Consider the following 18,836-nt stretch of genomic DNA (forward strand, 5'->3'; position numbering starts at 1 on the left):
ATTCCGCATTGACTTTGCCCGCTTCGGATAACCGGCGCTTTCCAGCCGAGCCCCCATCCGGTAACCTCCGAGGTCAGCGCTGCATGTCCGCGTGCAACCGGCATGTATGTCAGGTCAGCGGGACCGGTAATCGCCTTGTCGGCAATAGCCGGGACAGCTAGCCGAAACATTGCGTGAACACATGTCGTATAAACTCCGCAAACGAGGCAGAGAGTTGGCGCGCGGCCATTGCCCCACAGCCCACCTCTGACCCCAGAATGCGACAGCGCCGTCCGCACCTTCTCCCGTAGCACCGGTCTCCCAAGTGAGAGGCGACCCACCATGCCGCTGCATGTCCCTCCGGCTCCCGCGCCCGCCCTGCGCAGCGTCCTCGCGGCACTCGGTTCCCCCACCGCCGTCAACGAGGCACACACACCTTCCCTGCGCGCCTTGCAAGGGCCGGTCACCGCCGAACTCCCCCTGCCGGTCCACGTCCTCGACCGGCTGCACTCCTCGGCGCTGGTCCCCGGCGGCAGGCCGCCCCGCACGCGGCTGACGGGCTGGCGGTTCCTGATCCGCAGCGGCGACCGGTTCGTCGCGGCCGCCGACACCCGGCTCACCCCGGACGGCTGGGCCTTCTCGCACTTCTTCGAGGGCCCCTACGTGGCGGCGACCGAACGCGCGCTGCGCCAGGCGGAGTCGCTCGGCCAGGGCTACCAGCCCAGGCTGCTGTCCGTACCGGAGCTGTACATGCTGACGCTGTGGCTGCACGGTGCCGTGAACGCCGACGCCTCCGCCGGGCTGCCGGCCGCTGCCGACCTGCTGGTGCCCCTGGCACCGGCCCCGCCCGGGATCGCCCCCTACCGGCCGCACCCGGTGTCCGAACTGCTGCCCGTACTGACCCACCGGCTGCGGCGTACGGCGCCTCCGACACCGCCGCCGGTGGCCGCTCCGGCGGCCTGACCTGCACGGACCGACCGGCATGGCCCGAGTGGCCCATGCGGCCTAGCCCGCTTGGGCCAGCGCGGAACCACCCCGATCGACAAGGCAGTTGGCTGAACCGCCCGCACGAGTGATGCGTCCTCAATCTATGAGGACAGCTGCCGGGAAATCCCTGCGAAGCAGCCGTCATGGGGGAAGACTGACGACACGCTCCCCGCTGGTGCGGGGATGAAACCAGGGGGACGGCCATGAAACACACATCGAGCCGTAGCACGCAGACCACACCGCAGCGAAAGAACGCATCCATGTGCCAGCACCAGCCTGCCTGCCCGTCATCAGAGTCCGCCGACCGGGAGGCCGCGCGCCCGGTGGCCAACCACCCGGAACAGGGCTGGAGCCTGCTGTGCAACGGCGTCCTGCTCTTCGAGGACACCGGTGAGCTGCTGCCGGACGGCCAGATCATCGCCCCGCACCGCCCGCTCGCGGTCGCCTGACGGCTCGCTCACGAGAAGGGGGCCGGTCCCGGAGCATGCGCTCCGGGACCGGCCCCTTCCTACGTCGTCCGTCTACGGGGAGACGGCTCAGGCGTCGTACTCGTCCAGCGGCGGGCAGGAGCACACCAGGTTCCGGTCGCCGAAGGCGCCGTCGATCCGGCGCACCGGCGGCCAGTACTTCTCGGCCGCGGTGACGCCGCCCGGGAAGACGGCCTCGTCACGGCTGTACGGGTGGTTCCACTCGCCGCCGAGCGCCGCCGCGGTGTGGGGGGAGTTGGCCAGCGGGTTGTCGTCCACCGGCCACTCGCCGCCCGCGACCCGCTCGATCTCGCCGCGGATGGCGATCATCGCGTCGCAGAACCGGTCGATCTCGGCGAGGTCCTCGGACTCCGTCGGCTCGATCATCAGCGTGCCGGCCACCGGGAAGGACATCGTCGGGGCGTGGAAGCCGTAGTCGATCAGACGCTTGGCGATGTCGTCCACGCTCACGCCCGTCGTCTTCGACAGCGGCCGCAGGTCGATGATGCACTCGTGCGCGACCAGGTTGCCGGGGCCCGTGTAGAGCACCGGGTAGTGCGGCTCCAGACGCTTGGCGATGTAGTTGGCACCGAGCACCGCCACCTGGGTGGCGCGCTTGAGACCCTCGCCGCCCATCAGGCGGACGTAGGACCAGGAGATCGGCAGGATGCCGGCCGAACCCCAGGGCGCCGCGGAGATCGGGCCGACGCCCGTCTCGGGGCCGGCGGTCGGCTGGAGCGGGTGGTTGGGCAGGTAGGGGGCGAGGTGCGCCCGGACACCGACCGGGCCGACGCCCGGACCGCCGCCGCCGTGCGGGATGCAGAAGGTCTTGTGCAGGTTCAGGTGCGAGACGTCGCCGCCGAAGTGGCCCGGCTTGGCCAGACCCACCAGGGCGTTGAGGTTGGCGCCGTCCACGTAGACCTGGCCGCCCGCCTCGTGCACCTGGGCGCAGATGTCGGCGACGTGCTCCTCGAAGACACCGTGCGTCGAGGGGTAGGTGATCATCAGGACGGCGAGCTCGTCGCGGTACTGCTCGATCTTGGCGCGCAGGTCGTCCGCGTCCACCTCGCCGTCGTCGGCGGTCTTGACGACGACGACCTTCATGCCGGCCATCACGGCGCTGGCGGCGTTAGTGCCGTGCGCCGAGGACGGGATGAGGCAGATGGTGCGCTGCTCGTCGCCGTTCGCGCGGTGGTAGGCGCGCACGGCCAGCAGACCGGCGAGCTCACCCTGGGAGCCGGCGTTCGGCTGGATCGAGACCTTGTCGTAGCCGGTGACCTCGCAGAGACGTTCCTCCAGCTCGGTGATGAGCGTGAGGTAGCCCTCGGCCTGCTCCACCGGGGCGAACGGGTGCAGCTGGCCGAACTCGGGCCAGGTCACCGGCTCCATCTCGGTGGTCGCGTTGAGCTTCATCGTGCAGGAGCCCAGCGGGATCATGCCGCGGTCCAGCGCGTAGTCCTTGTCCGCGAGCTTGCGCAGGTAGCGCAGCATGGCGGTCTCGCTGCGGTGCTGGTGGAACACCGGGTGCGTCAGGTACTGGTCCGAGCGCAGCAGACCCTCGGGCAGCGTGTCCTCGGCGGTGGCGTCCAGCGCCTCGATGTCCGCCGTGACGCCGAAGGCGCCCCAGACGGCCTCGATGTCGGCGCGCAGCGTCGTCTCGTCACAGGCGATGGAGACGAGGTCGGCGTCGGCCCGGTAGAGGTTGACCCCGGCCTCGCGGGCGGCGGCCACGACCTCGGCGGCCCGTCCGGGAACCCGGGCGGTGACGGTGTCGAAGTACGCGCCGTGCACGACCTCGACCCCGCCGGCCGTCAGGCCCGCGGCGAGCAGGGCGGCGTAGCGGTGGGTCCGGCGGGCGATCGTGCGCAGGCCGTCCGGGCCGTGGTAGACGGCGTACATCCCGGCCATGACGGCGAGGAGCACCTGCGCGGTGCAGATGTTGCTGGTGGCCTTCTCGCGGCGGATGTGCTGCTCGCGGGTCTGGAGGGCGAGGCGGTAGGCCTTGTTGCCGTCCGCGTCGACGGAGACGCCGACGAGGCGGCCGGGCAGCGAGCGGGCGTGCTTGGCCTGGACGGCCATGTAGCCGGCGTGCGGTCCGCCGAAGCCCATCGGGACGCCGAAGCGCTGCGTGGTGCCCACCGCGATGTCGGCGCCGAGCTCCCCCGGGGAGACCAGCAGGGTCAGCGCGAGGAGGTCGGCGGAGACGGTGACGATCGCGCCCAGCTCGTGCGCCTGGTCGATGACCGGCTTGATCTCCCGCACGGCGCCGGAGGCGCCGGGGTACTGGAGCAGCACGCCGAAGACACCGCGCTCGGCGATCTCGGCCGGGATGCCCTCGGACAGGTCCGCGACGACGACCTCGACCCCGATCGGCTCGGCGCGGGTCTCGATCACGGCGATGGTCTGGGGCAGGGCGTCGGCGTCGATCAGGAAGACGCCGCCCTTGACCTTGCCGACGCGGCGGGCCAGCGACATGGCCTCGGCGGCCGCGGTGCCCTCGTCGAGCAGGGAGGCACCCGAGGTCGGCAGGCCGGTCAGGTCGGCGACGACGGTCTGGAAGTTCAGCAGCGCCTCCAGGCGGCCCTGCGAGATCTCCGGCTGGTACGGCGTGTAGGCCGTGTACCAGGCCGGGTTCTCCATGACGTTGCGCAGGATCACCGGCGGCGTGAAGGTGCCGTAGTAACCGAGGCCGATCATGGAGGAGAGGACCTGGTTGCGGTCGGCGAGCGAGCGGAGCTCGGCCAGCACCTCGGCCTCGGTCCGCGCCTCGGGGAGGTTCAACGCGGCCGCGGTCTTGATCACATCCGGTACCGCGGCGGCGGTCAGTTCGTCCAGGGAGCCGTAGCCCACCTGGGCGAGCATCTTGGCCTGCGCCTCGGCATCCGGGCCGATGTGGCGCTGCTCGAAGGGGATGCCTCGCTCCAGCTGAGAGAGCGGAATGCGGTTGGCGGTCATGTACGGAGGCCTCCTGGTCGTACGACCTGCGAGGGGCACCACGGCGCGGGCACCCGGACGGCCTCCCCCTCTGTCATCTCAACCTGAGAGCTTCACCGGAGTCGCGGGGATGACCCGCGGATTCCGGCTTTCACCGTCGGTGAGGAGGGGAACCGGTACTGCGCGCCCGGTACCCGCCCCTGCTTTCCAGAGTGGCCTCGTCACGTGCGGTACGTATGCCTGAGAGATTCCGGGGAGGATTTGCTCCTTCGGCGCCTCCGTCGTTCTCACTCGGAGGACTCTCCCGCACAGGGTCAACAGCCATCACTCAGCCTACCAGCGAGGATCTGGAAGCTCCCTCAAGTGGCCCCCGCTGCGGATTTGCCCTTCTGTAGTCATTACGAGTCATTACGGAGCAGTTGCGACCACTTGGAGGGACCGGACCGTGCAGACCGACATCGATCCCCGCAGTCTCATCGGCCGCAAGGCGTTCGACCGCAATGGCGCCAAGATCGGCACCGTGGACGAGGTCTACCTCGACGATGCCACCGGCGTACCCGAGTGGGCCGCCGTGCGGACCGGCCTGTTCAGCCGGGACGCCTTCGTTCCGTTGGAGCCCAGTGAGGTGGTCGACGACACGCTCCGGGTGCCCTTCGAACGTTCCCTGATCAAGGACGCCCCGGACTTCGGGGTCGGCCGCCACCTCTCCCCGGAGCAGGAACTCCAGCTCTACCACCACTACGGGCTGGACGTGACCCTGCCGACGGACTTCCACCACCCCCCGCCTCCTGCGCAGCCCCGCGACTTCGGCAGCCTGGCCGGCGAGGGCTAACGGCTGTCCGGTCCCTCCTCCTCCCCGAGCTCCCCCACGAGCGGCAGCGGATCGGACGGCTCCAGTTCGGGGTCGTCCAGCCGGAAGGTGCGTACCCGCCCCGGCGCCGATCCGGGCCGCTCGAAGCGCACCGTCACCCGGCCGATCCCGCTCCCCTGGACCCAGCCCGGGCCGTAGACCGCGTGCATGACGTCGCTGCCGGCCGGCCAGCGACGCTCGGCGGCCGGCTCGGGCTCCTCCACGCCGCCGGTGACCGGCGCGGCCGCCACGCCCGCCACGGCCGCCCCATCGGGCTCCTGCGCCCCGTCCGGCCCATCGGCCTCCGGCTCTCCCGCCGGGCCGCCTTCGGCGCCCCCCGGCGCGGCCAGCGCCTCGGCCAGCGCGTCGGCCTGGGCGAACAGGTCCTCCTGCGTGTAGTCCGCGAGCCCCGTCACCCCGACCCCCAGCAGCCGCACCCCGCCCGTGGTGTCCACGGACTCCAGCAGCCGCTGGGCCGCCTCCCGCACCACCGCAGGGTCGTCGGTGGGGCCCCGGAGCGTCTCCGAGCGGGTCAGCGTCGAGAAGTCGTAGCGCCGCACCTTGAGCACGATGGTGCGCCCGGAGTGGCCCGAGCCGCGCAGCCGCCCCACACAGCGGTCGGCGAGCCGCTGCACCTCGTACCGGATCCGCACCCGGTCGTGCAGGTCCACGTCGAAGGTGTCCTCCACGGACACCGACTTCGCGTCCCGCTCGGCGACCACGGGCCGGTCGTCCAGGCCCAGCGCCATGCGGTAGAGCCCCGCCCCGTGGGCCCGCCCGACCATCCGGACCAGCTCGTCCTCCCCGGCCTCGGCCAGGTCCCCCACCGTGGTGATCCCGGCCCGCCGCAGGTGCTCCCCGGTGGCCGGTCCGACGCCCGGCAGGGTCCGCACCGACATCGGCGCGAGCAGTTCCCGCTCCGTCCCGGGCTCGATCAGCAGCAGCCCGGCCGGTTTGGCCTCCTCCGAGGCGACCTTGGCCAGCATCTTGGAGCCGGCCAGCCCCACGGAGCCGCTGAGCCCGGTGGCGGCCATGATGTCGGCCCGCAGCCGCTCCCCCGTGGCCCGGGCGGTCGCCGAGTCGAAGGCGACACCGCCCGCCTCCAGGTCCACGAACGCCTCGTCGAGGCTGAGCGGCTCCACCAGGGGGGACAGGGCCCGCAGCAGGGCCATGACGGTCTCGCTGACCTCCCGGTACAGGGTGAAGCGGGGGATCAGGTACGCGCCGTTCGGGCACAGCCGCCTGGCCTGGGCCGTCGGCATCGCGGAATGCACCCCGAACCGCCTGGCCTCGTAGGAGGCGGTGGCGACGACCCCGCGCGGTCCGAGGCCGCCGACGATCACCGGCTTTCCGCGCAGGCTCGGCTTCGACGCCTGCTCCACGGCGGCGTAGAAGGCGTCCATGTCCAGGTGGAGGATGGTCGGCGCGGCTCTCACAGCTCCGATGCTGCCCTACGCCACTGACAACGCCGCCCGGGGCGCCGGCGGCTCGTGGCGCCTCAGACGGCCCGGTTGCGGCGGGCGGCCAGTTCGTCCCTCGGATTGTGGCCCACCAGCGTCTCGCCGGTGTCGATGCGTTCCCCGTGCAACTGCGACAAGGCGTTCTCCACGTCCCGCCAGACCACGCCCACCGCGATGCCGAAGACGCCCTGTCCCCCCTGGAGCAGGCTGACGACCTGGTCCGGGGAGGTGCACTCATAGACGGTGGCGCCGTCGCTCATCAAGGTCATGCGCTCCAGGTCCGAGAAGCCGCGGTCGCGCAGGTGCTGCACCGCGGTACGGATGTTCTGCAGCGCGACGCCGGTGTCGAGGAAGCGTTTGACGATCTTGAGGACCACCACGTCGCGGAAGCTGTACAGCCGCTGCGTCCCCGAGCCGTGGGCCGGGCGCACGCTCGGCTCCACCAGGCCCGTCCGCGCCCAGTAGTCGAGCTGGCGGTAGGTGATGCCGGCCGCGGCGCACGCCGTCGGTCCCCGGTAGCCGACCTGCTCGGGCGCCGGGGCCCCGCCCCCCTGGGCGGCCGGCGCCGGTTCCGGCTGACGGCGCGCACTGCCCGCCGCACCGCCGTGCAGCGGGTACGGCCCACCGTCACTCCGTGCGGGGATGCCCCCGGTCATGCCGTCGCCCGTGATGCTCACGCCGACCCTCCGTCCTTGACCTGCCCACCTCGAAGGTAGGCAGTCACCAGGGGTGCGTCAACGATCGCCACACTCGGCACGCCGAGTGATAATCACCCTGAGAGTGGTTTCCCGTGCCCCAAATCGGGGAATGGCTCACCGAATGGGCAGAATGTCCCAGGTGGGCGGCTTGTCCGCCGTCTCACTGCGGGCCGGTGCCGAAGTCCTCGGGCGAGATCTGGTCGAGGAACTCGCGGAACTTCTCCACCTCGTCCTCCTGCTCGTCCGGAATGGCGATGCCGGCGTCGTCCAGCACACCGTCACTGCCGTAGATCGGCGTCCCCGTCCGCAGGGCGAGCGCTATGGCGTCCGAAGGACGCGCGCTCACCTCGACCCCGCTCGCGAAGACGAGCTCCGCGTAGAAGACGCCCTCCCGCAGATCCGTGATCCGGACCTCGGTGAGCTCCTCACCGACCGCCTCCAGCACGTCCTTGAACAGGTCGTGCGTCAGCGGCCGGGCAGGCGCCATCCCCTGCTGCGCGAAGGCGATGGCGGTCGCCTCCCCGGGACCGATCCAGATGGGGAGGTACCGATCGCCTCCCACTTCACGCAGGAGCACGATCGGTTGGTTCGAGGGCATTTCCACCCGGACACCCACAACGTCGAGCTCGTTCACACAGCAACCCTAGGACGTGCCCGACCGGTTTGGGTAGTCGGGCTCTTTCCGGTCAACGCAGACGGACCCCGAGTGCGGTCTGCACGAGAGCCTCGTGCAGCCGTACGGAGAGTCCCGCCAGCTCTTTCATGGTGGCCTCGGCATGGGCCCTGGTCTGCGGGTTGCGGTGCCGACGCAGCGGGGAGACGACCTGCTCCACCAGTCCGGCCTCGCGGTCCGCTGCCGCCTTCATCGCCCGCAGGTGCCTGGGCTCCAGCCCGAAACGGCCGAGATCGGCGATCAGCCGGGCCACGGTGACCGCCTCGGCATCGAACCCGCCGTCCGGCGCCTCGCCGAGAAGGCCGTACGACTCCCACTCCGCCAACTGCTCCTCGTCCACCTCCGCGGCGGCGAGCAGCTCCGCCCGCCCCACGCGGGCCGCAGACGGCCGCTCCCGGCCCACCTCGCCGTACGCGGCCGCGGGTCCGGTGGTTCCGGTCGCGCCGCCCGGGTCACGGGGCGCCGTGGGGGCGGGGATACGGATCTGCTCGCCGCGGTCGAGTGCGTCGAGCTGCTCCCGGATGACTTTCAGCGGCAGGTAGTGGTCCCGCTGCAGACGCAGGATCCGGCTCAGCCGTTCGACGTCGTCGGTGCTGAACTTGCGGTATCCGGAAGGTGTGCGTCTGGGCTCGACCAGCCCCTCCGCCTCCAGGAAGCGGATCTTCGAGATGGTGACGTCGGGGAACTCGTCGCGCAGCATGGTCAGCACCGTGCCGATGCTCACCAGCCGCCCGGCGGTCCCGGCGGTGCCGTTCTTCGCGGCACCGCCGGACGGGGTACGCAGCATGGGACCTTCCCTGTCGGTTCCCCAGGGGAGCACCCTTTCCGGCGGTGGCCGGGAAGGCGCCCCGGGGGAGGGTCAGATGCCCCGCAGGCTCGCGTAGAAGACCAGCCGGTACTTGCCGATCTGCACCTCGTCGCCGTTGTGCAGGGCGACCGAGTCGATCGGCTCACGGTTGACGTACGTGCCGTTGAGACTGCCCACGTCGGAGACGGTGAACCCGCCGTCCTGGCTCCTGCGGAACTCGACGTGCCGCCGGGAGACGGTGACGTCGTCCAGGAAGATGTCGCTCTGCGGGTGCCGGCCCGCCGTGGTCAGTTCGCCGTCCAGCAGGAAGCGGCTGCCGGAGTTGGGACCGCGCCGCACGATGAGCAGGGCGGAACCCGGGGGCAGGGCTTCCACCGCGGCCTGGGCCTCGGGGGAAAGCGAGGACGGCACGTGCCCCGCCACCTCGGCCTCGTAGGCTTCCAGGCCCGAGATCGAGATGGTGGACGTGGTCTCCGAGGCACGCTCCGGCGTCAGACCCGCCCGCAGCGGCGCCCCGCAGTTGGAGCAGAACCGGCTCGCCGCATCGCTGCGGTGGCCACACCTGCTGCAAACCTGCTCGGCCGACATGGACGGCTCCTCGCGCCGCGGCTGCCCCGCGGAGGCATTGGTGGCATACGGGTCGGAGGCAAACCCTCCACCCGCACTTGAGGTTGGCGGTTCACCGAAACCTATGCGTCCGGAACCGGCGGGGTCAACGGACGACGCGCCCGGAGCGCCCGGAATGTCACCCCCGGACCCGACCTCGTCCCGGAAGAGGGGCCGGTCGGCCTGAGCCTCCCCGTCCCCGTGCCCCGCACGGTGGCGAGCACCGCTCTCCTCGCGGTTCTTCTTGCCGAACAACTTCTCAAACAACTTCACGGGCGATTCCCCTTGACCGAAACAGACCCGCCCGTGGGGCAGGACGAACTCCGCATGCACACACCTGCCGACCCGGACATTCTCACAACGTCCGTAACCACCAGACAGTTTCCACCACGCACCGCGACTTCGGCGCGTCGACCCCCCGCAGGCATCCGCCCACGTGAGCCGCTCCACATTCCGCCCCGCCTCACGACGATGACGACCGAGCGTAGTCAGGCTGCTTCGCAGCCCGCAAGGCGTCCACGACGATCTTGGCCGACCGTGTGACGGCGGCCGTGGCCTGCTCCTTCTCCAGCGTCTGCACCACACCGCCGGGGATGTTGAGCGCCGGCTCCAAGTCCTGGGGCTTGCCGATCACCCTGAACTCGTAGGGCTGTGTGATCTTCTTACCGTCGATCGCGACCCCACCGCCCTCGTCCGAGAAGAACGAGCTCGCCACGACCCGCACGCCGTTGATCTGGATCGCCTCGGCGCCGGCCGCCCGCAGCTCCTGGAGGGTGTCCAGCAGCTGATCGGACTGCACCTGGCCCTTGGGGTCGGTGATCCGCAGCGTGATGCCGGGGCCCTGTGCGGCCACGGTACCGGCCAGGATGCCCAGTTGGCGTTCCTTCTCCACGGTCTGCTTGCGCGCCTCCTCCGCCTGGTTGGAGCTGCTCTCCAGCTCCTTCCGCTGGTCCTCCAGCTTCTGCTTCTCGTCCTCCAGCCGCTTGGTGCGCCCGTCCAGTTCGTCGAGGATCCGTACGAGGTCCTCCTGGCGGGCTCCGCGCAGCGGAGCGCTGGAGTCGCTGTTGGACCGCACCTGGATGGCCAGGCCCAGTCCCAGTACGAACAGCAGCAGCGCGACGACCAGTTGCGCCCGGCTCAGCCGCGGTGGCCACAGGCCCTCCGCCAGCCGCCGGCGGCCGCTCTCCTGCGGGGCCCGGGCCGGTGCCGGTGTCCCTCCTACAAGAGGCTGCTCCGGAACGTTCGGTTCCTCGGGAGGGGTTCCGTTCGTACTCATCGGCCTCACGCCCGGAACACGTGCCGGCGGATGGCCGCCGCGTTGGAGAAGATGCGGATGCCGAGCACGACCACCACACCGGTCGACAGCTGCGAGCCGACGCCCAGCTTGTCGCCGAGGAAGACGATCAGCGCGGCCACCACCACGTTGGACAGGAACGACACGACGAAGACCTTGTCGACGAAGATGCCGTCCAGCATGGCGCGCAGGCCGCCGAACACCGCGTCCAGCGCCGCCACCACGGCGATCGGCAGATATGGCTCCACCACGGCCGGCACTTCGGGCCGGACCAGCAGCCCGACCACCACTCCGGCCACGAGGCCCAGTACCGCGATCACGATGCACCCTTCTTCGGCTGTTCTGCTGTGGCTGTGCGTACGGCGAGGCTCGACGCCGCCTGGAGGCGGAGGTCGTCCACGGGCGACAGGCTGGAGCGGATCCCGTAGCTCTCCTGGAGCGCGTGCAGGTACTGGCCGCCGGCCGAGTCCTGGAACCGGGTGCCCAGCCGCTTGCCGTCACCCACGGCGAGGACCTCGTACGGCGGCACGAGCGGCCTGTTGTCGACCAGTATCGCGTCACCGGCGGCCCTGATCGCGGACAGCGCCGTCAGCCGCTGCCCGTTGATCGAAATCGCCTCGGCCCCCGACTGCCACAGACCGTTGACGATCTTCTGCATGTCCCGGTCCCGCAGCCGTCCGGTGTCCGAGAACCCCTTCGTCTCGCGCGGGCCGCCGCCACCGCCCGAGGAGGAGCCCTTGGCGTCGTCCACCACCAGCTTCACCCCGGGCCCGCGGACGTCCGTCGCCCCGGACAGCAGCGCCACGAGCCGGCCCTGGTCGCCGCCGGTCTGCTTGAGCGCCGCCTGCTGGCGGTCGGCGACCTCCGTGCGCAGCCGCTCGATGTCCGCCTCCAGCCCGTCCGCGTGGGCGTTGGCCCGGTCCACGCGGTCGATGAGCTCCTGACGCTCCTTGGCCAGCACCGGCGCCGCCACCCTCGCCTGTGCGGCGCCCAGGGTGACCACCATCGCGGCGAGCACGAGGCCGCCCGCGAGTGCCAGCTTGGCCTTGAGGGTCCGCGGAAGGCCGGAAGTGCCCTCGGCTTCACGCCGCGCAGAGGCCTCCGCGTACCCCTCGTCGAGACTGTGGTCCATCACGTGCGTCAGCAGCGACATGGAAGCGTCCGGGCGCGCGGGCCGTGTGACCGAACTCCGGTTGTGGTGCGGCTGCGACATGCCGCTCATCGTCGCATGATGCCCCCGCCGACACCGAATGCGCCGTCCGGGGGCCGGGACGGGAGATCTCTCCCGCCCGGCCCCGGACGGCGCTGGTACGGCTGCCTCAGTGTTCGCCCGCGTCCACCACCGCGGCCCATTCGTCGAGCAGCGCCTGCGCGGACGCGTCATCGGGGCCTTCGGCCCACAGGTGCGTGACGGCTTCCGCCGGGTCCGGGAGCACGAGCGCCCACCGACCGTCGGCCTCGACCACGCGCACCCCGTCCGTGGTGTCCACCTGCCGGTCGCCGGCCGCCTCCACGACCCGCCGCATGACGAGTCCCTTCACCGCCCACGGCGTCGGCACGTCGCGCTTGAGGACGTGCGCCCGCGGGATCCGCGCGTCGATCTGGCTCAGGGTGAGCTGCGTGCGCGCCACCAGGCCGATCAGCTGCACGAACGCGGCCGAGCCGTCGAACACGCTGCTGAACTCGGGAACGATGAACCCGCCGCGGCCGTCACCGCCGAAGATGGTGCTCTCCGCGCGGCCCACCCGCGTCAGGTCGTCCGGCGAGGTCGTCGTCCACTCCACCTGGGTGCCGTGGTAGGCCGCCACCTGCTCGGCGACACGCGTGGTGGTCACCGGCAGCGCGACCTTGCCGCTGCGCTTCTCGGCGGCGACGAGGTCCAGCAGCACCAGCAGCGCCCGGTCGTCTTCGATGATCCGCCCGCGTTCGTCCACCAGCGAGATCCGCTCGCCCACCGGGTCGAAGCGCACGCCGAAGGCCGCCCGCGACGAGGCCACGATCTCGCCCAGCCGCACCAGCCCGGCGCGCCGGGATTCCCTGGTTTCCGTCGGACGGGATTCGTCGAGCCCGGGGTTGACGGTCAGGGCGTCCACCCCGAGCCGGCCGAGCAGGCTGGGCAGCACCAGGCCCGCGCTGCCGTTGGAAGCGTCGACGACCACCTTGAGCCCGGAGTCCGCGACCCCGGTGATGTCCACGCGCCGCAGCATCGAACCCGTGTAGGCGTCGAAGACACTGCCCGGGAACTGCAGGTCACCGATCTCGCCGGGGAACGCGCGCCGGTACTCCTGGCGGGCGTACACGCGGTCCAGCTTGCGCTGCTGCTGCAGGGAGAGGTCCGCGCCGCGCTCGTCGAGGAACATGATGTCCACCGAGTCCGGCACCCCCGGCGAGGTGCGCAGCACGATGCCACCGGCGCTGCCTCTCGCGGTCTGCTGCCGGGCGACGGGCAGCGGCACGTTCTCCAGGTCACGGACGTTGATCGCGCTGGCCTGGAGCGCCGAGATCACGGCCCGCTTGAGCGCTCGCGCACCGCGGGAGTGGTCGCGGGCCGTGGTGACCGTGGCGCCCTTCTTGAGGGTCGTCGCGTAGGCCCCGGCCAGCCGCACCACCAGCTCGGGGGTGATCTCCACGTTCAGTATCCCGGTGACGCCGCGCGCCCCGAAGAGATGGGCCTGCCCGCGGGACTCCCAGATGACGGAGGTGTTGACGAAGGCGCCGGCCTCGATCGTCTTGAAGGGGTAGACCCGCACGTTCCCCTGGACGATCGATTCCTCGCCGACGAGGCACTCGTCGCCGATGACGGCGCCGTCCTCGATCCGGGCGGACCGCATGATGTCGGTGTTCTTGCCGATCACACAGCCGCGCAGATTGCTGTGGGGACCGATGTACACGTTGTCGTGCACCACGGCCTTGTGGAGGAAGGCGCCGCTCTTGACGACGACGTTCGACCCCACGACCGTGTGCTCACGGATCTCGACGCCCGCCTCGACCTTGGCGTAGTCGCCGATGTACAGCGGCCCGCGCAGCACGGCGTCGGGGCTCACCTCGGCGCCTTCGGCGATCCACACGCCGGGCGAGATCTCGAAGCCGTCCATGTCGACCTGGACCTTGCCCTCGAGCACGTCGGCCTGGGCCTTGACGTAGCTCTCGTGCGTGCCGACGTCCTCCCAGTAGCCCTCGGCGACGTAGCCGTAGATCGGCCGGCCTTCCTTCATCAGCTGCGGGAAGACGTCACCGGACCAGTCGACCGATACGTCCGCGTCGACGTAGTCGAAGATCTCCGGCTCCATCACGTAGATGCCGGTGTTGATGGTGTCCGAGAAGACCTGCCCCCACGTCGGCTTCTCCAGGAAGCGTTCGACCTTGCCCTCCTCGTCCACGATGGTGATGCCGAATTCCAGCGGATTCGGTACCCGAGTGAGGCAGACCGTGACGAGGCCGCCCTTCTCCTTGTGGAAGCGGATCAGATCGGTGAGGTCGAAGTCGGTGAGCGCGTCGCCGGAGATGACGAGGAAGGTGTCGTCCTTCAAAGCGTCTTCGGCGTTCTTCACGCTGCCGGCGGTCCCGAGTGGCTTCTCCTCGTTGGCATAGGTGAGCTCCATCCCGAGCTCCTCGCCGTCACCGAAGTAGTTCTTGACGAGGGACGCCAGGAACTGCACGGTCACAACGGTCTCATTGAGCCCATGCCGCTTGAGCAGCCTGAGCACGTGCTCCATGATCGGCCGGTTCGCCACCGGCAGGAGCGGCTTGGGCATGCTCGAGGTCATGGGGCGAAGACGTGTGCCTTCGCCACCGGCCATCACGACGGCCTTCATGTCGGAAGAGTCCTCCTTGAGAGATGACGGTCAAGCCGACCTCACCCGTCTCGGACGGTGACTCCGCAACTCCTCCGCGTGTACCGGCGTCGAGCAAGCTCAATCGGCCGTGGCATCCGCCTTGACCAGCCGGCGGACCTGAACCACGTAAAGGATTCCTGCCCACCAATAGAGGGTTGTACCCCATCCGGCGAACGCCCATCCGAAAACTGACGCCATCCAGGCCAACGGACCGTTGCCGTCACTGAGCAGGAGCAACGGGAACGCGTACATCAGGTTGAAGGTCGCGGCCTTGCCGAGGAAGTTGACCTGCGGCGGCGGATAGCCGTGCCGGCGCAGGATCCACACCATGACCAGCAGCATCAGCTCACGGGCCAGCAGGGCACCGGTGAGCCACAGCGGCAGAATCCCGCGCCAGGTCAGACCGAAGAGCGTCGTCAGGATGTACAGCCGGTCCGCCGCCGGATCCAGCAGGCGGCCGAGTTTGCTGATCTGATTCCAGCGTCGCGCGAGTTTCCCGTCGAGGTAGTCGCTGATGCCGCTGAGCATGAGGACGAGAAGTGCCCAACCGTCGTGCTTCGCGAGGATCAGCCAGAGGAACAGGGGTACGCCGACGAGGCGAGCCATGCTCAGGATGTTCGGAATGGTGAAAATTCGGTCAGTCTGAACCCGAGTCTCCTGGACCTCCACCCGGGGGCCTCCACTGTGACGGTAGAACTAGTCGAACGATGCCCCCTGACCCTACAGGAGAGGCCGAGGCGCCCTGCCGGCCAGCTGAACGCAGAAAAGCCCCGCACCGGCCCCGAAGGGCTGGTGCGGGGCTTCCCGCAATGATTGTTCGGCGGCGTCCTACTCTCCCACAGGGTCCCCCCTGCAGTACCATCGGCGCTGAAAGGCTTAGCTTCCGGGTTCGGAATGTAACCGGGCGTTTCCCTAACGCTATGACCACCGAAACACTATGAAGTTGACCAACCGGATGACAACACGGTCGTTACTTCAGAACTAACACAGTGGACGCGAGCAACTGAGGACAAGCCCTCGGCCTATTAGTACCAGTCAGCTCCACCCGTTACCGGGCTTCCACATCTGGCCTATCAACCCAGTCGTCTACTGGGAGCCTTACCCTCTCAAGGAGGTGGGAATACTCATCTTGAAGCAGGCTTCCCGCTTAGATGCTTTCAGCGGTTATCCCTCCCGAACGTAGCCAACCAGCCATGCCCTTGGCAGGACAACTGGCACACCAGAGGTTCGTCCGTCCCGGTCCTCTCGTACTAGGGACAGCCCTTCTCAATATTCCTACGCGCACAGCGGATAGGGACCGAACTGTCTCACGACGTTCTAAACCCAGCTCGCGTACCGCTTTAATGGGCGAACAGCCCAACCCTTGGGACCGACTCCAGCCCCAGGATGCGACGAGCCGACATCGAGGTGCCAAACCATCCCGTCGATATGGACTCTTGGGGAAGATCAGCCTGTTATCCCCGGGGTACCTTTTATCCGTTGAGCGACGGCGCTTCCACAAGCCACCGCCGGATCACTAGTCCCGACTTTCGTCCCTGCTCGACCCGTCGGTCTCACAGTCAAGCTCCCTTGTGCACTTACACTCAACACCTGATTGCCAACCAGGCTGAGGGAACCTTTGGGCGCCTCCGTTACTCTTTGGGAGGCAACCGCCCCAGTTAAACTACCCATCAGACACTGTCCCTGATCCGGATCACGGACCGAGGTTAGACATCCAGCACGACCAGAGTGGTATTTCAACGGCGACTCCACCATGACTGGCGTCACGGCTTCAAAGTCTCCCACCTATCCTACACAAGCCGAACCGAACACCAATATCAAACTGTAGTAAAGGTCCCGGGGTCTTTCCGTCCTGCTGCGCGAAACGAGCATCTTTACTCGTAGTGCAATTTCACCGGGCCTATGGTTGAGACAGTCGAGAAGTCGTTACGCCATTCGTGCAGGTCGGAACTTACCCGACAAGGAATTTCGCTACCTTAGGATGGTTATAGTTACCACCGCCGTTTACTGGCGCTTAAGTTCTCAGCTTCGCACGCCCGAAAGCGCACTAACCGGTCCCCTTAACGTTCCAGCACCGGGCAGGCGTCAGTCCGTATACATCGCCTTACGGCTTCGCACGGACCTGTGTTTTTAGTAAACAGTCGCTTCTCGCTGGTCTCTGCGGCCACCCCCAGCTCAGGAAGCAAGTTCCCTCACCAGTGATGGCCCCCCTTCTCCCGAAGTTACGGGGGCATTTTGCCGAGTTCCTTAACCATAGTTCACCCGAACGCCTCGGTATTCTCTACCTGACCACCTGAGTCGGTTTAGGGTACGGGCCGCCATGAAACTCGCTAGAGGCTTTTCTCGACAGCATAGGATCATCCACTTCACCACAATCGGCTCGGCATCAGGTCTCAGCCTTAATGAGGGACGGATTTGCCTACCCCTCGGCCTACACCCTTACCCCGGGACAACCACCGCCCGGGCTGGACTACCTTCCTGCGTCACCCCATCGCTTACCTACTACAAGTCTGGTTCGTCGGCTCCACCACTTTCCTTTCCCCGAAGGGTCCGGAACGGCTTCACGGACTTAGCATCGCCTGATTCGATATTGGGCGTTTCAAAGCGGGTACCGGAATATCAACCGGTTGTCCATCGACTACGCCTGTCGGCCTCGCCTTAGGTCCCGACTTACCCTGGGCAGATCAGCTTGACCCAGGAACCCTTAGTCAATCGGCGCACACGTTTCTCACGTGTGTATCGCTACTCATGCCTGCATTCTCACTCGTGAACCGTCCACAACTAGCTTCCGCTGCTGCTTCACCCGGCACACGACGCTCCCCTACCCATCACAGCAGGCGTTGGCCCTATTGCTGCAATGACACGACTTCGGCGGTACGCTTGAGCCCCGCTACATTGTCGGCGCGGAATCACTTGACCAGTGAGCTATTACGCACTCTTTCAAGGGTGGCTGCTTCTAAGCCAACCTCCTGGTTGTCTCTGCGACTCCACATCCTTTCCCACTTAGCGTACGCTTAGGGGCCTTAGTCGATGCTCTGGGCTGTTTCCCTCTCGACCATGGAGCTTATCCCCCACAGTCTCACTGCCGTGCTCTCACTTACCGGCATTCGGAGTTTGGCTAAGGTCAGTAACCCGGTAGGGCCCATCGCCTATCCAGTGCTCTACCTCCGGCAAGAAACACACGACGCTGCACCTAAATGCATTTCGGGGAGAACCAGCTATCACGGAGTTTGATTGGCCTTTCACCCCTAACCACAGGTCATCCCCCAGGTTTTCAACCCTGGTGGGTTCGGTCCTCCACGAAGTCTTACCTCCGCTTCAACCTGCCCATGGCTAGATCACTCCGCTTCGGGTCTAGAGCGTGCAACTCAATCGCCCTATTCGGACTCGCTTTCGCTACGGCTTCCCCACACGGGTTAACCTCGCTACACACCGCTAACTCGCAGGCTCATTCTTCAAAAGGCACGCAGTCACGACCGTTGTTCCGAAGAACAACGGCGACGCTCCCACGGCTTGTAGGCACACGGTTTCAGGTACTATTTCACTCCGCTCCCGCGGTACTTTTCACCATTCCCTCACGGTACTATCCGCTATCGGTCACCAGGGAATATTTAGGCTTAGCGGGTGGTCCCGCCAGATTCACACGGGATTTCTCGGGCCCCGTGCTACTTGGGAGATGAGCAAGCAAGCCGCTGATGTTTCGTCTACGGGGGTCTTACCCTCTACGCCGGACCTTTCGCATGTCCTTCGACTACATCAACGGTTTCTGACTCGCCGACCGGCCGGCAGACCGATCAAGCTCATTCCCACAACCCCGCATGCGCAACCCCTGCCGGGTATCACACGCATACGGTTTGGCCTCATCCGGTTTCGCTCGCCACTACTCCCGGAATCACGGTTGTTTTCTCTTCCTGAGGGTACTGAGATGTTTCACTTCCCCTCGTTCCCTCCACACTGCCTATGTGTTCAGCAGTGGGTGACAGCCCATGACGACTGCCGGGTTTCCCCATTCGGACACCCCCGGATCAAAGCTCAGTTGGCAGCTCCCCGGGGCCTATCGCGGCCTCTCACGTCCTTCATCGGTTCCTGGTGCCAAGGCATCCACCGTGCGCCCTTAAAAACTTGGCCACAGATGCTCGCGTCCACTGTGTAGTTCTCAAGCAACGACCAGCCACCCATCACCCTGCACTCGAAAGCACAAGTTCACTGGGGCCGGCATCGCAGAAGGACAGCCATACGGCCGT

14 protein-coding genes, 2 rRNA genes and 1 riboswitch are annotated in these 18,836 nt (G+C 67.9%); of the genes, 3 read left to right on the forward strand and 13 right to left on the reverse strand.

Annotated elements, in window-relative coordinates; translation table 11 throughout:
* The first annotated feature begins 321 nt into the window (after positions 1-321).
* Together OHA81_RS05790 and OHA81_RS05795 are read left to right on the forward strand one after the other, a co-directional pair.
* Positions 322-942, forward strand: coding sequence for a hypothetical protein (locus OHA81_RS05790; protein ID WP_329193413.1), 621 nt, complete (start codon positions 322-324; stop codon positions 940-942).
* A gap of 284 nt (positions 943-1,226) precedes the next feature.
* Positions 1,227-1,415: a DUF5999 family protein gene (locus OHA81_RS05795; protein WP_030236602.1), complete on the forward strand. Its 189-nt coding sequence runs from the start codon at positions 1,227-1,229 to the stop codon at positions 1,413-1,415.
* Between the two features lie 87 nt (positions 1,416-1,502).
* Here the strand turns inward: OHA81_RS05795 and gcvP are convergent, their stop codons facing one another.
* Entirely contained in the window at positions 1,503-4,388 is a 2,886-nt protein-coding gene (gcvP, locus tag OHA81_RS05800) for an aminomethyl-transferring glycine dehydrogenase (RefSeq protein WP_329193417.1), read from the reverse strand.
* Between the two features lie 197 nt (positions 4,389-4,585).
* A riboswitch (glycine riboswitch) is annotated at positions 4,586-4,684 on the reverse strand.
* Between the two features lie 128 nt (positions 4,685-4,812).
* Here gcvP and OHA81_RS05805 point away from each other — a divergent pair.
* Positions 4,813-5,199: a PRC-barrel domain-containing protein gene (locus OHA81_RS05805; RefSeq protein ID WP_329193419.1), complete on the forward strand. Its 387-nt coding sequence runs from the start codon at positions 4,813-4,815 to the stop codon at positions 5,197-5,199.
* On the opposite strand, the gene OHA81_RS05810 is transcribed toward OHA81_RS05805, so the two are convergent.
* The 12 genes from OHA81_RS05810 to OHA81_RS05865 all read right to left on the reverse strand — a co-directional run bounded on the left by OHA81_RS05810 (position 5,196) and on the right by OHA81_RS05865 (position 18,720).
* Positions 5,196-6,653: a DNA polymerase IV gene (locus OHA81_RS05810; protein WP_329193421.1), complete on the reverse strand. Its 1,458-nt coding sequence runs from the start codon at positions 6,651-6,653 to the stop codon at positions 5,196-5,198. The two genes, OHA81_RS05805 and OHA81_RS05810, sit on opposite strands and share 4 nt — an antisense overlap.
* Before the next feature lie 62 nt (positions 6,654-6,715).
* Positions 6,716-7,354, reverse strand: a complete 639-nt coding sequence (locus OHA81_RS05815; RefSeq protein WP_329193423.1) for a MerR family transcriptional regulator — start codon at positions 7,352-7,354, stop codon at positions 6,716-6,718.
* A 181-nt stretch (positions 7,355-7,535) separates the two neighbouring features.
* Complete coding sequence (locus tag OHA81_RS05820; protein WP_007262890.1) at positions 7,536-8,009, reverse strand: bifunctional nuclease family protein; 474 nt, start codon at positions 8,007-8,009, stop codon at positions 7,536-7,538.
* 52 nt (positions 8,010-8,061) lie between these two features.
* Entirely contained in the window at positions 8,062-8,835 is a 774-nt protein-coding gene (gene ftsR / locus OHA81_RS05825) for a transcriptional regulator FtsR (protein ID WP_329193425.1), read from the reverse strand.
* A 72-nt stretch (positions 8,836-8,907) separates the two neighbouring features.
* Positions 8,908-9,843, reverse strand: a complete 936-nt coding sequence (locus OHA81_RS05830; RefSeq protein ID WP_329202021.1) for an FHA domain-containing protein — start codon at positions 9,841-9,843, stop codon at positions 8,908-8,910.
* A gap of 82 nt (positions 9,844-9,925) precedes the next feature.
* Positions 9,926-10,738, reverse strand: coding sequence for a DUF881 domain-containing protein (locus OHA81_RS05835; RefSeq protein WP_443056449.1), 813 nt, complete (start codon positions 10,736-10,738; stop codon positions 9,926-9,928).
* A gap of 5 nt (positions 10,739-10,743) precedes the next feature.
* Positions 10,744-11,076, reverse strand: coding sequence for a small basic family protein (locus OHA81_RS05840; RefSeq protein ID WP_030158423.1), 333 nt, complete (start codon positions 11,074-11,076; stop codon positions 10,744-10,746).
* Positions 11,073-11,978 carry a DUF881 domain-containing protein gene (locus tag OHA81_RS05845; RefSeq protein ID WP_329193428.1) on the reverse strand — a complete coding sequence of 302 codons (906 nt, stop codon included), beginning with the start codon at positions 11,976-11,978 and terminating at the stop codon, positions 11,073-11,075. The genes OHA81_RS05840 and OHA81_RS05845 overlap by 4 nt, the downstream gene beginning before the upstream one ends.
* A 97-nt stretch (positions 11,979-12,075) precedes the next feature.
* Entirely contained in the window at positions 12,076-14,571 is a 2,496-nt protein-coding gene (locus tag OHA81_RS05850) for a mannose-1-phosphate guanyltransferase (RefSeq protein WP_329193430.1), read from the reverse strand.
* A gap of 99 nt (positions 14,572-14,670) precedes the next feature.
* The gene (locus tag OHA81_RS05855) at positions 14,671-15,261 is read right to left on the reverse strand and encodes a CDP-alcohol phosphatidyltransferase family protein (RefSeq protein WP_329193432.1); all 591 of its coding nucleotides are present in this window, start codon (positions 15,259-15,261) and stop codon (positions 14,671-14,673) included.
* A gap of 146 nt (positions 15,262-15,407) precedes the next feature.
* Positions 15,408-15,524: ribosomal RNA gene (gene rrf, locus OHA81_RS05860) — 5S ribosomal RNA — on the reverse strand.
* A gap of 73 nt (positions 15,525-15,597) precedes the next feature.
* Positions 15,598-18,720 (reverse strand): 23S ribosomal RNA (locus OHA81_RS05865).
* Positions 18,721-18,836: the final 116 nt, after the last annotated feature.

The organism is Streptomyces sp. NBC_00667, from assembly GCF_036226825.1.
Taxonomy (GTDB): Bacteria; Actinomycetota; Actinomycetes; order Streptomycetales; family Streptomycetaceae; genus Streptomyces.